Annotated in this window: 15 protein-coding genes; 5 read left to right on the plus strand and 10 right to left on the minus strand. The window is 47.9% G+C overall.

Going from position 1 to position 14784, the window contains the following annotated elements:
- Positions 1-10: 10 nt before the first annotated feature.
- The 4 genes from V1498_RS16460 to argC are packed head-to-tail and all read right to left on the minus strand — an operon-like array spanning position 11 to position 4237.
- Positions 11-1165, minus strand: coding sequence for an acetylornithine transaminase (locus V1498_RS16460; RefSeq protein WP_409294753.1), 1155 nt, complete (start codon positions 1163-1165; stop codon positions 11-13).
- On the minus strand, positions 1162-1956 hold the full coding sequence (gene argB, locus V1498_RS16465) for an acetylglutamate kinase (RefSeq protein ID WP_409294754.1): 795 nt from the start codon (positions 1954-1956) through the stop codon (positions 1162-1164). Before argB ends, V1498_RS16460 begins: the two co-directional genes overlap by 4 nt.
- Complete coding sequence (argJ, locus tag V1498_RS16470; protein WP_409294755.1) at positions 1956-3188, minus strand: bifunctional ornithine acetyltransferase/N-acetylglutamate synthase; 1233 nt, start codon at positions 3186-3188, stop codon at positions 1956-1958. The genes argB and argJ overlap by 1 nt, the downstream gene beginning before the upstream one ends.
- Before the next feature lie 14 nt (positions 3189-3202).
- A complete protein-coding gene (argC, locus tag V1498_RS16475; protein WP_409294756.1) occupies positions 3203-4237 on the minus strand; it encodes an N-acetyl-gamma-glutamyl-phosphate reductase in 1035 nt (344 codons plus the stop codon).
- Positions 4238-4651: 414 nt separating this feature from the next.
- Here argC and V1498_RS16480 point away from each other — a divergent pair, with 414 nt between their 5' ends.
- From V1498_RS16480 to V1498_RS16490, 3 genes are all read left to right on the plus strand, one after another.
- Complete coding sequence (locus V1498_RS16480) at positions 4652-6097, plus strand: GntP family permease (protein WP_409294757.1); 1446 nt, start codon at positions 4652-4654, stop codon at positions 6095-6097.
- Between the two features lie 30 nt (positions 6098-6127).
- Entirely contained in the window at positions 6128-6913 is a 786-nt protein-coding gene (locus V1498_RS16485) for a 3-hydroxybutyrate dehydrogenase (protein WP_409294758.1), read from the plus strand.
- 94 nt (positions 6914-7007) lie between these two features.
- Positions 7008-8411: a sigma-54 interaction domain-containing protein gene (locus V1498_RS16490; protein ID WP_409294759.1), complete on the plus strand. Its 1404-nt coding sequence runs from the start codon at positions 7008-7010 to the stop codon at positions 8409-8411.
- 40 nt (positions 8412-8451) lie between these two features.
- Here V1498_RS16490 and mobB read toward each other — a convergent pair whose 3' ends face one another.
- From mobB to yjfP, 5 genes are all read right to left on the minus strand, one after another.
- A complete protein-coding gene (gene mobB / locus V1498_RS16495) occupies positions 8452-8976 on the minus strand; it encodes a molybdopterin-guanine dinucleotide biosynthesis protein B (RefSeq protein ID WP_409294760.1) in 525 nt (174 codons plus the stop codon).
- Entirely contained in the window at positions 8973-10244 is a 1272-nt protein-coding gene (glp, locus tag V1498_RS16500; protein WP_409294761.1) for a gephyrin-like molybdotransferase Glp, read from the minus strand. The genes mobB and glp overlap by 4 nt, the downstream gene beginning before the upstream one ends.
- A gap of 22 nt (positions 10245-10266) precedes the next feature.
- Positions 10267-11286 carry a GTP 3',8-cyclase MoaA gene (moaA, locus tag V1498_RS16505; protein ID WP_409294762.1) on the minus strand — a complete coding sequence of 340 codons (1020 nt, stop codon included), beginning with the start codon at positions 11284-11286 and terminating at the stop codon, positions 10267-10269.
- Positions 11287-11398: 112 nt separating this feature from the next.
- Positions 11399-11707 (minus strand): metal-sulfur cluster assembly factor, encoded by a 309-nt coding sequence (locus V1498_RS16510; RefSeq protein ID WP_409291792.1) that lies wholly within the window; start codon positions 11705-11707, stop codon positions 11399-11401.
- Positions 11708-11796: 89 nt separating this feature from the next.
- On the minus strand, positions 11797-12564 hold the full coding sequence (gene yjfP, locus V1498_RS16515) for an esterase (RefSeq protein ID WP_409294763.1): 768 nt from the start codon (positions 12562-12564) through the stop codon (positions 11797-11799).
- A gap of 155 nt (positions 12565-12719) precedes the next feature.
- Between yjfP and V1498_RS16520 the strand changes: the two genes are divergently transcribed.
- Together V1498_RS16520 and V1498_RS16525 are read left to right on the plus strand one after the other, a co-directional pair.
- Complete coding sequence (locus V1498_RS16520; RefSeq protein ID WP_409294764.1) at positions 12720-13538, plus strand: Cof-type HAD-IIB family hydrolase; 819 nt, start codon at positions 12720-12722, stop codon at positions 13536-13538.
- A 127-nt stretch (positions 13539-13665) separates the two neighbouring features.
- Positions 13666-13800 (plus strand): competence protein, encoded by a 135-nt coding sequence (locus V1498_RS16525; RefSeq protein ID WP_409294765.1) that lies wholly within the window; start codon positions 13666-13668, stop codon positions 13798-13800.
- Positions 13801-13863: 63 nt separating this feature from the next.
- Here V1498_RS16525 and V1498_RS16530 read toward each other — a convergent pair whose 3' ends face one another.
- Positions 13864-14706 (minus strand): YitT family protein, encoded by an 843-nt coding sequence (locus V1498_RS16530; RefSeq protein ID WP_409294766.1) that lies wholly within the window; start codon positions 14704-14706, stop codon positions 13864-13866.
- Positions 14707-14784: the final 78 nt, after the last annotated feature.

A 14784-nucleotide genomic window follows, 5' to 3' on the forward strand; every position in this document is an offset into this window, starting at 1 on the left:
CTCTCTTACTTCAAACAGCCTGGGGCTTCTTCGCAAGGACCTCTGCTATTAAACCGGCCGCTTCATCCAATTCCGATCTTGAAACATTGAGCGGCGGCAGCAGCCTTAATACATGGGTACCTGCTGTCAAAACAAGCAGTCCTAGATTTTGCAGGGCATTCAAATATGGTCCAGCTTCTTCGTTTAATTCTATTCCCGCCATTAATCCCAGGTTCCTGACCTCTTTGACGACACTGCAATCCTTCAATGTATCGTCCAAATTTTTGCGGAGGTATCTCCCTTTATCTTCCACATCATTCAAGAACTCCGCTCTGCCTATTTCTTCAAGCACAGCCCTTGCAGATGCCATGCAGACCGGGTTGCCTCCGAAGGTTGAGCCATGGCTGCCAGGTCCAAAGACCTCTGCAAGCTCCTCCCTGCCGCACATGGCTCCTACAGGCAGTCCGTTTCCAAGACCCTTGGCCAGCGTTATGATGTCGGGATTCAGGCCAAAGTGCTGAAAGGCAAAGGGTTTTCCGGTCCGGCCGATTCCTGTCTGTATCTCATCGATGACGAAGAGCGCTCCGGTTTCCCTGCAAAGTTCCTCCACTCTTTTCAGGAACTCAGGATCAGCAATATGGATGCCGCCCTCACCCTGTACTACTTCAAGCATGATGGCTGCTGTCTCGCTGTCTGCCGCCTCTTCCACACTTTGTATATCATTATATTTTGCATAGTGGAATGCCTGCAGCATATCCCCATAACCAGTGCGTACCTTTTCCTGGCCAGTCGCTGCCATCGCTGCAAAGGTCCTGCCGTGAAAGGACTGTAAAAATGTAATAACCTTTGATCTGCCTGTGGCCTTGCGGGCAAGTTTAATGGCGGCTTCGTTCGCTTCTGCCCCGCTATTTGCGAAGAACACCCTCTTTAATCCGGAAAGCCCGGCAAGATGTGATGCCGTTTCTTCCTGGAGGCCGGAAGGGAATAAATTGGATGTGTGCCAGAGACAGTCTAACTGAGCTTTGACAGCTTCGCTTACTCCCGGATGGCAATGCCCCAAATTCAGTACACCTATTCCGGATGTAAAATCCAGGTATCTTTTTCCGCGGTCATCTGTTAAGTACACTCCGCTTCCTTTTACGGGATTAATGCTCCACCTCGGATATGTTGGAAATAAATTGGTCATAATGAAGCCTCCTCCCTCGTTTGAGATACATCGGGATAAAATACAGTTCCTATAAAATGGCCGCGGTCATAAAATTTCTTTTTTCCACTGGCAATCATCACCCTGCCCGCTCCCTGTTTCAAAACGGATAATGCTGTTTCAACCTTTGGCTTCATTCCTCCTGAAATCGTTCCATCTTCAATCAGCTCTTCTGATTCAGAGAGTGTCAGTGTCTCTAATAATTCTCCATCCTTAAGTACTCCGTCCACATCAGTAATGAACAGACACATATCAGCCTGCAGCGCTTCTGCCACTGCACCGGCTGCCATATCTGCATTTATATTTAGTTTTTCAGAGCCCGCTGCCGCAATGGGAGTGATCACAGGTACGAACCCCGAAGCAAGCAGGACTTGCAATAAGTCCGGATTGACAGAAGATGCCCGGCCAACCAGTCCCAGTGTTTCCTCGTCGATAACCTCGCCCTGAATCAGTCCGTCCGATCCATTCAAACCTACTGCCTGAAGCCCATTCTGAAGCAGCATGGCGGTAAGCTTCCGGTTCGTCTTGCCCGCAAGGATCAGCTCGACTGTTTCCATGACCTCTTTTGTAGTTTTCCTCAGGCCGTCCCTGAACTCCGGTTTGATTTGGAACATTTCGAGTGCCTCATTGATATCCGGCCCGCCGCCATGGACAAACACCAATTCATAGCCGCCCTTCTGCAGCTCTTCAAGACTTGAAAAGAATGATTGAGAAAGCGAATGAAGCGTGCTGCCTCCGCATTTTATGACGATGATCTTTTTTCCCTGATCCATTATGACCGGTAGCTCCCGTTTATTTTGACATAATCATAAGTAAGGTCACAGCCCCAGGCAGTTCCCCTGCCCGTTCCTTCCTCAAGCAGGATGTTGATCACGACCGAATCCGACTTTAAATATTCCGTAACGGTCTCTTCACAGAAAGACACGGGCTCCCCGCGGTTAAAGACCACAGTCTCCCCAAAGTATATGGTCACAAGATCCGGATTGAAGCGGATGCCGCTTCTCCCAAGAGCGCCAATGATACGGCCCCAGTTCCCGTCCGCCCCGAAGACAGCCGTTTTCACCAGATTGCTCCCGACCGTCGTTTTGGCAGCCTTCTGTGCATCCTCGTCTGTCAGGCATCCTGATACATTGACTTCAATAAGCTTTGTCGCCCCCTCACCGTCTTGTGCAATTTGTTTAGCCAGATCCTCAGAGGTCTGCTGAAGCAGGCAGACAAATTTCTCCCATTCCGGGTGGCCTTCATTGAGTATTGAATTCCCGGCTTTACCATTTGCCATCACAATCACCATATCATTGGTGGATGTATCTCCGTCCACAGTAATTTGATTGAAGGTTTTGTCCGTGATTTCAGACAGTGCGTTCTGCAGGGAAACAGAGTCAATCTTTGCGTCTGTGGTGATGAAACCGAGCATGGTAGCCATATTCGGATGGATCATCCCTGAACCTTTGGCTGCGCCGCCTGCTGTTATTTTGACGGAATCAATATCAATCGAGTAACCGGTGTGTTTGGTTTTCGTATCCGTCGTCAAAATGGCGGTCTCAAAATCATCCGCACCCAGAGGCTCGGCAGATGGCTCCAGAGCCTGTATTCCGCTGACGATCTTCTCCATATCGAGATATTCCCCAATCACTCCAGTAGAGGCAACGGCAACCATATGCTCGGGCAGTGAAAATGTTTCAGAGACAGACTTCCTCATCTCATAGGCATCTTTCAACCCCCTGCTCCCTGTACAGGCATTGGCACAGGCACTATTCACGACAATGGCCCTCAAGCGCCCTTCGGCTGCGATGCTTTCCTTGGTTACAGTCAAAGGTGCCGCAATGACTGCATTTTTTGTATAAACAGCCGCACAGGAAGCCGGAACTTCTGAAATGAGGATGCCAAGATCTTTCTTTGAATAGCGGAGGCCTGCATGAACTCCAGCAGCCTTGAATCCCTGAGGTGAGAGAATATTGCCATTTTCTATCTTTTCTAGTCTGCTCGTTACTTTGATTGTCTCCATTTCTGCCTCCTGTTTTATGGATAGAGCGGCAGGCTTAACAATCCGTCATCTTCCTTAAAGCCAAACATGATATTGGCATTTTGGACCGCCTGGCCGGCTGCTCCTTTAACTAGATTGTCAATCACTGAAATGATCATGATTCTTCCTGTACGCTCATCATAAGCGGTTCCAATATCGCAGAAGTTGGACCCGTATACATGCCTTGTGCATGGAAAACTTCCATTTTGATGAACCCTGACAAACGGCTCATGTTCATATGTCTCCTTATACAGGCTCCAGAGTCTGGCGGCATCACCTGGTCCATCTCCCTTGACATACATGGTAGTCATAATGCCCCGGGTCATCGGGACAAGGTGCGCCGAAAAGCTGATGGGAGGAACTTTTGGATTCCATGCGTGCAGCTGCTGTTCAATTTCAGGCGTATGCTGATGTCCGTTAACTTTATATATTTTAAAGTTTTCATTAACTTCACTGAAATGGGTCCCTGCCGAAGGTGACCTTCCAGCACCGGAAACCCCGGTTTTTGCATCAATGATAATATCTTCAATAGAATCATAATTTTGCAGCAGCGGGGCAAGCCCGAGGAGTGCAGCAGTGGGGAAACAGCCTGGATTGGCAATGATCTGTGCATCTGCTGTATTTTCTCTGTTCCATTCCGGAAGACCGTAAACGGCACTGCTCAGGATATCTTCCGGGGCAGGCTCCATTTTATACCAATTCCTATAGTCATCCCTGTTTTTGATTCTAAGGTCTCCGGATAAATCTATTACTCTAGTATTCAGGCTTTGGAACTGTGGAGCAAGTTCCCCAGAAACACCATTCGGGGCAGCCAGGAAAACGAGGTCTGATTCTTCCGCCATTTTTTCCGGATTGATCTCCTGAAGTATATCTTCAACTTTATACATAAAATGTGGATATTCAGCCACATATTCATGTCCTGTCCGCGAGGAGGAATGCAGCCCGGCTATCTCCATATGAGGATGATTGCTGATCAGCCGGACCAATTCAGCTCCTCCATATCCTGTTGCACCTACAATTGACACCTTCAACCCTCATCAACTCCAAAATGAAATCCGTTTTAAATCATTTATTAGTTATATATTATATGATTGTATAAAAATAAATGCAAATGAATTTTTATGTATACTTTTATTATTCAGATTATATTTCCGCAATCGCGGAATTTTCCGGATTTGTGTACAATTCTCTTTTACCTTTTCCGATTTAGCGGAATGTTCAAATAAATTTCGTTGTGGATTAATACCTCCCCTGATTTGGCACAAAACTTGCATATAAGTATGATGAGCATAATGAATCATCATGAATTCTTTTGAATCATTATGAGATTTACCCTGTAGCGCAGGGGACAAAACCGGTGAAAGGAGGAAAAGAAAAAAAAGGGCTGTATATTCACTGTATATTTGAAAGCGCTTACCAACAAAACGGAATTAGGGAGGATTTCTATGGAGTTCGTTATTATTTTATTATCTTTGTGCCTCTTGATGTTTGTTGCTTATAGGGGATTTTCCGTCATTCTTTTCGCTCCCATCTGCGCCCTGTTTGCTGTACTGCTGACAGATCCCCATTATGTACTGCCATTCTTCTCCAACATCTTCATGGATAAAATGGTTGGTTTTATCAAATCGTATTTCCCAGTTTTTCTCTTAGGTGCGATTTTTGGAAAGGTCGTTGAAATGTCCGGCATCGCCGCTTCCATCGCAAGAACCATCGCAAGGCTCGTTGGAGCTAAAAGAGCTATGCTTGCCATTGTCCTCCTGGGTGCGATCCTTACCTATAGCGGGGTCAGCCTGTTCGTAGTGGTATTTGCGGTTTATCCGTTTGCTGCGAATCTATTCCGCGAAGCGAATATTCCTAAACGCCTGATACCTGGCACGATTGCCCTTGGAGCCTTTACCTTCACGATGGATGCACTCCCTGGGACTCCACAGATACAAAATGTCATCCCGACTACTTTCTTTAAGACTGATATTTATGCGGCCCCGGTCCTCGGGATCATTGGCGGAATATTCATCCTCGCAGTCGGTATGCTTTATTTAGAGCGCCAGCGCAAAAAAGCGGCGGCACGGGGTGAGGGGTATACAGGTTTTGGAGCAGAGCTTGCTGCAGGGAATTCAGGGACAGCAGTAAAACTTCCGGAGGACGAAGGACATGGACTGCCGGCAGAAGAAGAAAGTACAGCCCGCAAGATTCTTGCCTTTGTTCCTCTTATTCTTGTCGGTGTCACCAATAAACTATTCACCATCAATATCCCAAAATGGTATCCGGACGGTTTTGACTTCTCTGCAATCGGGCTGAGTACAGTCGTTAAATTGGAGACTCCTGCAGTGGTGGCTATCTGGTCGGTTGAAATGGCGCTTGCGATAGGAATCATCGCAGCCCTCCTCTTTGATTGGAAAAGAGTAACCACAGACTTCCAGGCAGGCCTTAACCTTAGCATCAGCGGTGCCCTGCTTGCAGTAATGAACACAGCCGCTGAATACGGATTCGGGGGTGTTATATCTTCCCTGCCTGGATTCACGGCAGTCAGCAAGGGAATTTCTGAAACCTTTACCAATCCCCTTGTCAATGGGGCGATCACTACTACTGCACTTGCCGGTGTGACCGGTTCTGCCTCGGGCGGGATGGGGATTGCCCTGGCAGCCATGTCAGATAAATATATTTCTGCCATCAATGAATTGAACATTCCGCCTGAAGTCATGCACAGGGTAATATCCATGGCCTCCGGCGGGATGGATACACTTCCCCATAACGGGGCAGTCATCACTCTATTGGCCGTAACCGGCCTGACTCACAGGCAGTCTTATAAGGATATTTTTGCGATAACCATCATTAAGACTCTGACTGTATTCCTGATTATCGGCTTGTACAGCCTTACTGGATGGAGATAAAAAGAATAGCATTTTTGGAGGGAAACTTTTATGGATTTATCGTTGCGGGGAAAAACTGCATTTATTACTGGCGCAGCCAGCGGCATTGGCCTTCAATTGGGAAAGGCTTTTGCAGCAGAAGGAGCGAATGTGGTCTTCTCCGATCTTGATGGGGAGGCTGCAAGGGAAACGGCAGACTCTCTATCCGAACAGGGGTATTCTACACTCAGCCTGGGCTGTGATGTCACAAAGGAAGCGGATCTGGAAAACTCTCTTTCAAAAACAAAATCCCATTTCGGAAGTCTGGATATTCTGGTGAACAATGCGGGGCTCCAGCATGTTTCACCGCTCGAGGATTTTCCGACAGAAAGATTTGAATTTTTGCTGAAAGTCATGCTGACCGCTCCTTTCATGGCGATAAAGCATGCCTTCCCGATCATGAAAGAACAGGGATCAGGCAGGATCATAAATATGGCTTCGATTAACGGTCTGGTTGGTTTTGCAGGAAAGGCTGCCTATAACAGCGCAAAGCACGGACTCATCGGCCTGACGAAGGTGGCTGCGCTTGAAGGTGCCTCACATTCCATCACTGTCAATGCCCTGTGCCCCGGCTACGTTAATACGCCGCTCGTCCAAAACCAGCTGAAGGACCTTGCCAGGACCAGGAATGTCCCCCTTGAAAAGGTGATTGAAGATGTCCTGTATCCGCTGGTGCCTCAAAAGAGGCTCCTTGAGGTACAGGAGATCGCGGATTACGCTGTGTTTCTGGCAAGCGGCAGGGCCGGCGGAATTACCGGCCAGGCATGTGTGATCGATGGTGGCTATACAGCACAATAACATATTGAATTTTTAGAATTTTAAGTTTTTATTGGTCTGCCCTGCCTTCTGCTAGTATAATAGCCTATATTAATATAATAAGGTGGATTTTATTATGCAGGGCATTGATGTGCTTCCAATTGAATGGATTAAAGAAGTTGTCGGCCTGGTAGCTGAAAGGCTTGTTATTGTAGACAGAAATGGGATCATCAGGTATATGGATTCCGCTTATTGCGACTTCCTCGGAATCGAGCAGCAGGATGCAATAGGAATGCCGGTTCACTCAGTCATTGAAAATACCAGGATGCATATAGTCGCACAGAACGGCGTTCCTGAGCTTTCTGCGGTTCAGCCCATCAAGGGGAGTGAGATGATTGCCAACAGATATCCCCTTTATGTAAATAATGAGCTTGTTGGCGCTGCAGGTACGGTCATTTTCAGGAATCCTGGTGAATGGCAGGAATATTCGGGGAAAATCCAGCCGCTGCTGGAAGAATTGCAGTATTATAAGCGTAAGTTCGAAGGTGAGTATAAGAGCAAGTATCAATTCAGTGATCTTGCAGGTGAAGATTCCCGCTTTGTCGAGGCCAGGAATTTAGCAGAGAGGGGTTCATACAGCAGATCCTCCATCCTTTTGATTGGGGAATCGGGGACCGGGAAGGAAATCTTCGCACATAGCATCCACCGGAACAGCAGCAGAGCCCCTTTCCCCTTCATAAAGGTGAATTGTGCCTCCATCCCCGAAAACCTGCTGGAGTCGGAATTATTCGGCTATGAGGAAGGAGCCTTCACAGGAGCAAAGAAAGGCGGCAAGAAGGGAAAATTTGAACTCGGACATCTAGGTACGGTCTTTCTGGACGAAATAGGGGATATGCCGCTCATGATGCAGAGCAAGCTGCTGCGCGTTCTGCAGGAAAAAGAAATCGAAAGAGTCGGCGGACAGGGACCAAGGCCCGTCGATGTACGTATCATTGCGGCTACCCATCGGAATCTTGAAAGGATGGTAGAGGAAGGTCGGTTCCGAGAGGATTTATACTATCGGCTGAATGTCATAAAAGTGGAAATCCCTCCTCTCAGGGAAAGAAAGAATGATATCCTTCCAATCGCAGGAATTCTGTTGAACAAATTGGAAAAAAGATTCCATAAGCAGGGGATCACTTTATCACAGGCGACCAGGGAGGCACTATGCAGCCACAGCTGGCCGGGAAATGTGAGGGAGCTTGAGAATGTACTGGAGAGGGCAATAAATGTCCTCGACGGACAGGAGATCCTTATCAGCCATCTGCCCCTGTACCTGCGTGACCAGGAGACTCCACCCGCCCTGCCGGGAGATTCCAAATACGACCGGATGAAATCCAGTACCATTAAGCCGCTCAAAGAAATCCTGGCCCATGCTGAAAAGGAAGCCCTAATGGAGGCCTTAAGCCAGGCAGACGGCAATAAACAGACAGCGGCCAGGCTCCTCCGAATAGGCAAGACCAGCTTCTACGATAAGTGCAGACAGTACAAACTCACATAAGGCTGGCCCGCGGGAATTGCGGGCCAGCCTTATGTTTAACTCAGGATACGGATCCTGTTTCCAGAATCAGCCTGCTGACATGCTCTGCAAGATTTGGATCTTTCAATGAAAAATGCTGGATGTCTCCTATTTTTGAACGATCAAACACTGCTTCCGGCCAGGTTATGATTCCTTTAACATTGATAATCTTATCCATCAGGGCATAGTCCTTTTCCTCCCTGATCATCAGAATCTTCGGAAACCCCTCCATCTTATATCCCTCAATTAAGATAAGATCCGGTTCCAGGCAGGCAGCAACCTTAAGCTGGGTCATCAGGTCGAGCTCCACTCCCTCAGCAAGCACCTGGAAGCTTCCTCCGCCTGCAGCAAGGGATGCATACGCGCCTGCTCCAAGGTAGCGCTCAGAGTCCTTTTGATAGTCCCCCACGGCAAGCTCTCCTCCATGGCCATGGTGCTTAAGCACTGCAGCCCTGATACCCCGGGCAGCAAAATGAGAAATGACTTTCATCACCAGTGAAGTTTTCCCGGTATTCTGGAAACCGCACACTTGGAAAATTCTTGTCATTCCTCTCCCCACACTCCGCTTCCTACAAAGTCCTCAAGGAGCAGCACCTCTACCTCTTCATCCTTCTGATAGCCTCTCGACCCTGCCGGCAGGATAATGAGGGAATCGGCAGCAGCCAGACTCATGACCACACTGGACTTATCAAGACCCGATGGCTCGGCATAGAGCCTGCCCTCCTTGATCAGGCATCTGCTCCTGATCAGCCTTGTGAATGGATTCGGCTTTGGAAAATCCGCATTCAGCCAGGCTTTTTCTTTCTTCGGATAGAGGTTTTCAACAAACAGCTTCTTTCTGAACATCCCGCGCACGAAAAGTTCAAAGCCAACATAACAGGCGGAAGGATTACCCGACAATCCATAAAGGAGCTTATCTCCAAGGCGGGCCACAGTGGTGACACTGCCGGGTCTCATCGCGACTTTATTGAACAGGACTTCTGCCCCCAAACGCTTATATATAAGCGGCATGAAATCAAAGTCACCAACAGATACTCCTCCTGTTGTAATCAGGATGTCTACTTTATCCAGTGCATTCTTAACAGCCTCGAAGCAGATTTCCAGGTCATCCGGAAGCTGGCCGAAATAAATGGCTTCCCCTCCCGCTCTCCTGGCCTGAGCCTCGATCATCGATGCATTGCTGTTCCTTATTTTACCGGGGACAAGGGGATCTTTTACTTCAAGAAGCTCTGTACCGGTTGCAAAAAGTCCTGCGACCGGCCTTTTTGCGGTCTTTACTTCGCTGTATCCGAAGGCAGCCAGCACTGCTATAACCCCCGGGTTGATTTTCGTCCCCTTTTTGATGAGCTTTTCTCCCTTTTTTGCATCCTCACCTTTAAATGATACATTTTCCCCGCTTTTTTGCTTACGTTTAATGGATATGTATTCACTTCCGCCCTTTTCAAATTCAGAGACCAATTCCAGCATGATAACTGTATCTGCTCCCTCTGGCAGCATGGCACCGGTCATGATTCTTGCAGCCTGGAAGGGGCCGACGGCTTTTTCAGCCGTCATTCCTGCAGCCAATCTTTCAATCACTTCAAATTCAACAGGATTTTCCCTGCCTGCCAGGAGGGTATCTGCAGCACGCAGAGCAAAACCATCATAGGGAGACCGGTTAAAATGCGGCACATCGTGCAGGGCCTCGATATCCTCCGCTAAATATCTGTCCAGGCTCTCCCCGAGCGGGACTGTTTCTATCTCGCCTTCTGCCTTGATCTGCATGATCTTCCCCAATGCTTCGCCGATTGGAATGGGTGTTCGTTTTTCAAGCATGCTCTACTCTCCCTAAACTTATTTAACCGCCTATATAGGACATTTCGATTTTGCTTTTCCCTGTGTTCTTCCCTTCTGCCCGCTCATCAGAATAGCGGTCCGCCCTCCGGTTCCAAATCCCATGGATGACTTCGCGTACCTCTTCATCCGATGCTTCAGAACGGAGAAGCTCCTTCAGGTCGAAGCCCTGGCTTGAGAACAGGCATGTATAGAATTGTCCGTTTGCCGAAAGCCTTGCCCTGGTACAGGTCGAGCAGAACGATTCACTGACCGATGTGATGAAACCGAACTCCGAACCTCCATCCTTATAACGATACCGCTTGGCCACCTCCCCATAATAATGGGCCTCTACCGGCTCCGCAGCGTGCCTTTCTGTAATCAGTTTCAGGATTTCTTTTTTGGTTACCACTGAGTCCAGCTTCCATCCATTCGTGTTCCCTACATCCATGAACTCGATGAAGCGGAGATTCAAACCATTCTCCTTGCAGTATTCAGCCATCGGCAGAATCTGGCTGTCATTCATCCCCTTTTTGACGACCATATTGATCTTCGGCTCAAGGCCAGCCGCTACTGCTGCCTCAATTCCATCCAATACAGACTGGACTCCCAGGGCCCTGCCGGTGATTTCCTTGAAGAGCTCGTCCTCCAGGCTGTCCAGGCTGACATTGACACGCTGGAGCCCCGCTTTTTTCAAGGCTTCGGCGGATTTCTTCAGGTAAATCCCGTTTGTGGTCAGAGCGATATCTTTAATGCCGTTGATTTCAGTCAGCTTCTCAATCAGGCTGGGCAGATTTCTTCTTAATAATGGCTCTCCTCCGGTCAGCCTGATCTTTTCGACGCCAAGGCCGGCAAATATCCTTGCTGCCCGTTCAATCTCCTCATATGTAAGGAGCTCCTCCCGCGGCAGGAATTTATAATCGTCACCGAAAATCTCGGCGGGCATGCAATACTGGCAGCGAAGATTGCAGCGGTCCAGGACAGAAATCCTTAAGTCCCGGAGCGGTCTATCAAACGTATCAGCTGCTGGTGAATTCTGGGCCATGTGATTCTCCTCCTCCCCTGATGCTGATGAAGCTTTATTTGATATGATACATTTTGCGTTTCTTGTAAAAATGCATCCCGCGCATGGCCGGGATGCATATTCTTCGATTGGATTACCTTATGCCCAGGGCAATTTTGGCGTATCTTGACATCATGTCCTTGTTCCAGACAGGTGTCCAGACAATGTTCACTTCCGTGTTCTTCACCTCTGGTATATCTTCCAGTGCCGTTTTGACCTGGTCCACTATTGTGCCTGCCAGCGGGCAGCCCATGGATGTAAGAGTCATGGTGACAGTCGTTTCACCGCTTTCATCCATATCCACATCATAAACCAAACCAAGGTTCACAATATCTATGCCAATTTCGGGGTCAACAACCTGCTCGAGGGCCCCCATTAAATTATCTTTTAAATCTTGATCCACAAAAATCTCTCCTTTAATAGGTTGAACATCCTTATATTTGTCTATATCCCAAATCTGGCCTGTTTATGCGTGTATTTTATATAGAATTCCTATAAATGGCGCCTGAACCAGTCACGGGTGCCATGAAGGCCTTCCATTGTCACCTTATGCTCAGCTTCTTCATCCAGGATAAAGGCAATGCTTTCTTTATCGTTTCCATATTGAGGCAGGATTGATTCATAAAATTGATAGGCATCCTCATAAGGGACGACAGGATCCTTCCCTCCATGCCAGAACATGAGAGGTCTTCCGGAAAGCTTCTCAGTCTGGAGTGTCAGGTCATACTCTCCAAGTGTGCTGTACAGCTGATCAAGCTCTGCCTCGCTGAGCGGAATGTCGATGCCCGAGAGCTTCAAATGCTCAATCTGTTTTTTTGCGAACCGCACATAAGCTGGGTTCCCCATAAGGCTTACCCCCGCCTTGATCCAGTCATATCGTGCCAGCGCCCCGTGGGTGATGATCCCACCCATTGAAGTCCCTGCTGCACCGATCCGTTCCGGGTCAATCAGACCAAGCCGTTGATAATGGTCCTTTATGGTCTCCATTTCGCTGATGGTTTTCAGCACAATTTCCCAGAATGAATATTTCAGCTTGTCCCCGGCCTTTCCAGACGCACGCTCTCCGTGGTGGAGTGCATCCGGAAGGACGACACGGAAACCTTCCTCTGCAAGAAGATAGGCATAATTCAGGTTTTGTTCTTTTGCACTCGTAATGCCATGAATGAAAATGATTAAGGGCAATTTTTCATCTTTATATGAGTGTTTTACTATATGCAATACGGGAATATGGGCAATACTTTCCTTGCTTATACCAATCAAGCCGTCACCTCCTGCTCCAGTCGAAACTTATCATGTTCATAATACTAACATACATGATTTATCAAACAATGGAAAAAGATTTAACTTTAGTCTAGAATCAAATTAACATAGCCATGATATTGTAAGGGGCAATATAGTATTGAAAGGAAGAGCATATGAAGGAACAGCATTTAATCGTATTAGATCTGGATGGAACATTATTAAAAAATGATAAAACAATCTCTCCCCGCTCTAAAAGCGTGCTGAATGGGCTGATGAATCAAGGGCATCAGGTGATGATTGCAACAGGAAGGCCATTCCGCTCCAGTGAAATGTATTATCATGAAGCCGGACTGAATACCCCTATTGTCAACTTCAATGGCGCCTTCGTCCACCACCCGCTTGACACAGCCTGGGGAAGCTACCATTCCCCCCTGGACATCAAAGTATCCAAGGATATTGTGGAGGCGCTGAACGGGTTTAAATTCCATAATATCATCGCCGAAGTACGCGATGATGTCTATTTCCATTATCATGACGAAAAAATGATGGACATCTTTAATATGGGCAAGCCCCGCATCACGACCGGAGACCTGCGCAATTTCCTTGAAGAGCCTCCTACCAGCATGCTGATACATACTGAGGAAGCATATGTCCATGCCATCAGGGACCATCTTCAGGAAGTGCATGCAGAGGTTATAGAGCACAGGCGCTGGGCAGATCCGTTCCATGTTATCGAAATTGTCAAAAAGGGCCTCAACAAGGCCGTGGGGATTCAAAGGGTGGCGGAGTATCTGAATATTCCCCGCGAGCGGATCATCGCATTTGGTGATGAAGATAATGATCTTGAAATGATTGAATATGCGGGCTGCGGTGTGGCCATGGGCAACGGAATCGGCGGCCTGAAAGGCATCGCAAATGAAATTACCTTATCCAATGAGGAGGATGGGATCGCTGTCTTCCTGGAGGAATTTTTTAAGGTAAAGAGCGCTTGAGTCACCCATACTGACGCATATTTCCCCCGTCAAGGGATTTTTTACAGGGTGTAGCCTCCCTTCCTGCCGGCTACACTAGGATAGACACGGGTTTTGTGTCCAACACTGCAAAACGGAGGGGATTCTATTGGGAAAACGCAATAAATCAAGGCGTTTTGTACAGCGCGGCAAAGATGTGGTGACACAGCACAGCCTGAAAATCCCTTATCGGATGACCCTTGCAGAGGCAGAAGAACGGAACTCCGCCCAGCATCAGCTTTGACAGGCAGGTGTTCCCAGCGGCTGAATCCTAAAAAACGAGCCCGGCGTATGCGGGGCTCGTTTTTTAATCTTTCCGGAACTGGCCTAGTATGCCGACCGTCTCCACAATATTTGTGAATGATGCCGGGTCGATTTCATGAATGACTTTCTCAAGGTCATACAGCTCGTATCTTGTTATGACAATCATGATCATATTTTTGTCTTGATTTGTGAAGGCGCCCCTGGCAGGGATCAAAGTCAGGCCGCGTACAAATTTCGCATAAATGGCATTTTTCATTTCATCCGGCTTCTTTGTGATGATCATCACAGTCAGCTTCTCATATCTAGTATGGATGGCATCGACGACCCTTGTGGAAGCATACAGGGCAACCAGGGTATACAACGCTTTTTCCCAGCCATACACATAACCGGCCGTAAGGATGATCAATGCGTTCAAGCTGAAAAGATAAGTCCCGATGGGCTTGTCCTTCATCCTGGAGAGAATCATAGCCACAATATCAAGGCCGCCAGTTGAAGCCCCATACTTCAGGGTGAAACCAATACCCACCGCCGCAATGACACCTCCAAAAACAGCATTCAGAAGGATATCAGGAGAAACCTCCCTCACCGGGATGGTTTCCAGGAAGATGGTGCTGAAACCGACGCTTAACAGACTGTAAAAGGTGAACAGCTTCCCTACTTTTTTCCATGCAAGGAATGCCACCGGCAGGTTTAATAGAAGCAGGAGAATTCCTGTGGAAATTCCAAAAGGAGCAAAGCTCGCAAGCAGGTTCGACAAGAGCTGTGCAAGTCCGGTAAAGCCGCTCGCATAGACTTTAGCCGGAATCAGGAATAGATTCATTGATATAGCGTTAAGCAGTGCCCCCAGGATGACAATGATGATTTTCTTTGTTTCTGCGTAAACCATGGTGAACCCCCAATCTCTATAGAGCAAACATTACTTTAGTTACCCTATTGATGTGAATCCTATTCTATAGGATTGTTT

Source organism: Paraperibacillus marinus (assembly GCF_046237605.1).
Taxonomy (GTDB): domain Bacteria; phylum Bacillota; class Bacilli; order Bacillales; family DSM-1321; genus Paraperibacillus; species Paraperibacillus marinus.

Bases quoted from the DNA above. Each gene is read 5' to 3' on its own strand.
- V1498_RS16460 (WP_409294753.1), bottom strand. From the start codon at position 1,165: ATGACCAATTTATTTCCAACATATCCGAGGTGGAGCATTAATCCCGTA.
- argB (WP_409294754.1), bottom strand. From the start codon at position 1,956: ATGGATCAGGGAAAAAAGATCATCGTCATAAAATGCGGAGGCAGCACG.
- argJ (WP_409294755.1), bottom strand. From the start codon at position 3,188: ATGGAGACAATCAAAGTAACGAGCAGACTAGAAAAGATAGAAAATGGC.
- V1498_RS16480 (WP_409294757.1), top strand. From the start codon at position 4,652: ATGGAGTTCGTTATTATTTTATTATCTTTGTGCCTCTTGATGTTTGTT.
- V1498_RS16485 (WP_409294758.1), top strand. From the start codon at position 6,128: ATGGATTTATCGTTGCGGGGAAAAACTGCATTTATTACTGGCGCAGCC.
- V1498_RS16490 (WP_409294759.1), top strand. From the start codon at position 7,008: ATGCAGGGCATTGATGTGCTTCCAATTGAATGGATTAAAGAAGTTGTC.
- mobB (WP_409294760.1), bottom strand. From the start codon at position 8,976: ATGACAAGAATTTTCCAAGTGTGCGGTTTCCAGAATACCGGGAAAACT.
- glp (WP_409294761.1), bottom strand. From the start codon at position 10,244: ATGCTTGAAAAACGAACACCCATTCCAATCGGCGAAGCATTGGGGAAG.
- moaA (WP_409294762.1), bottom strand. From the start codon at position 11,286: ATGGCCCAGAATTCACCAGCAGCTGATACGTTTGATAGACCGCTCCGG.
- V1498_RS16520 (WP_409294764.1), top strand. From the start codon at position 12,720: ATGAAGGAACAGCATTTAATCGTATTAGATCTGGATGGAACATTATTA.
- V1498_RS16530 (WP_409294766.1), bottom strand. From the start codon at position 14,706: ATGGTTTACGCAGAAACAAAGAAAATCATCATTGTCATCCTGGGGGCA.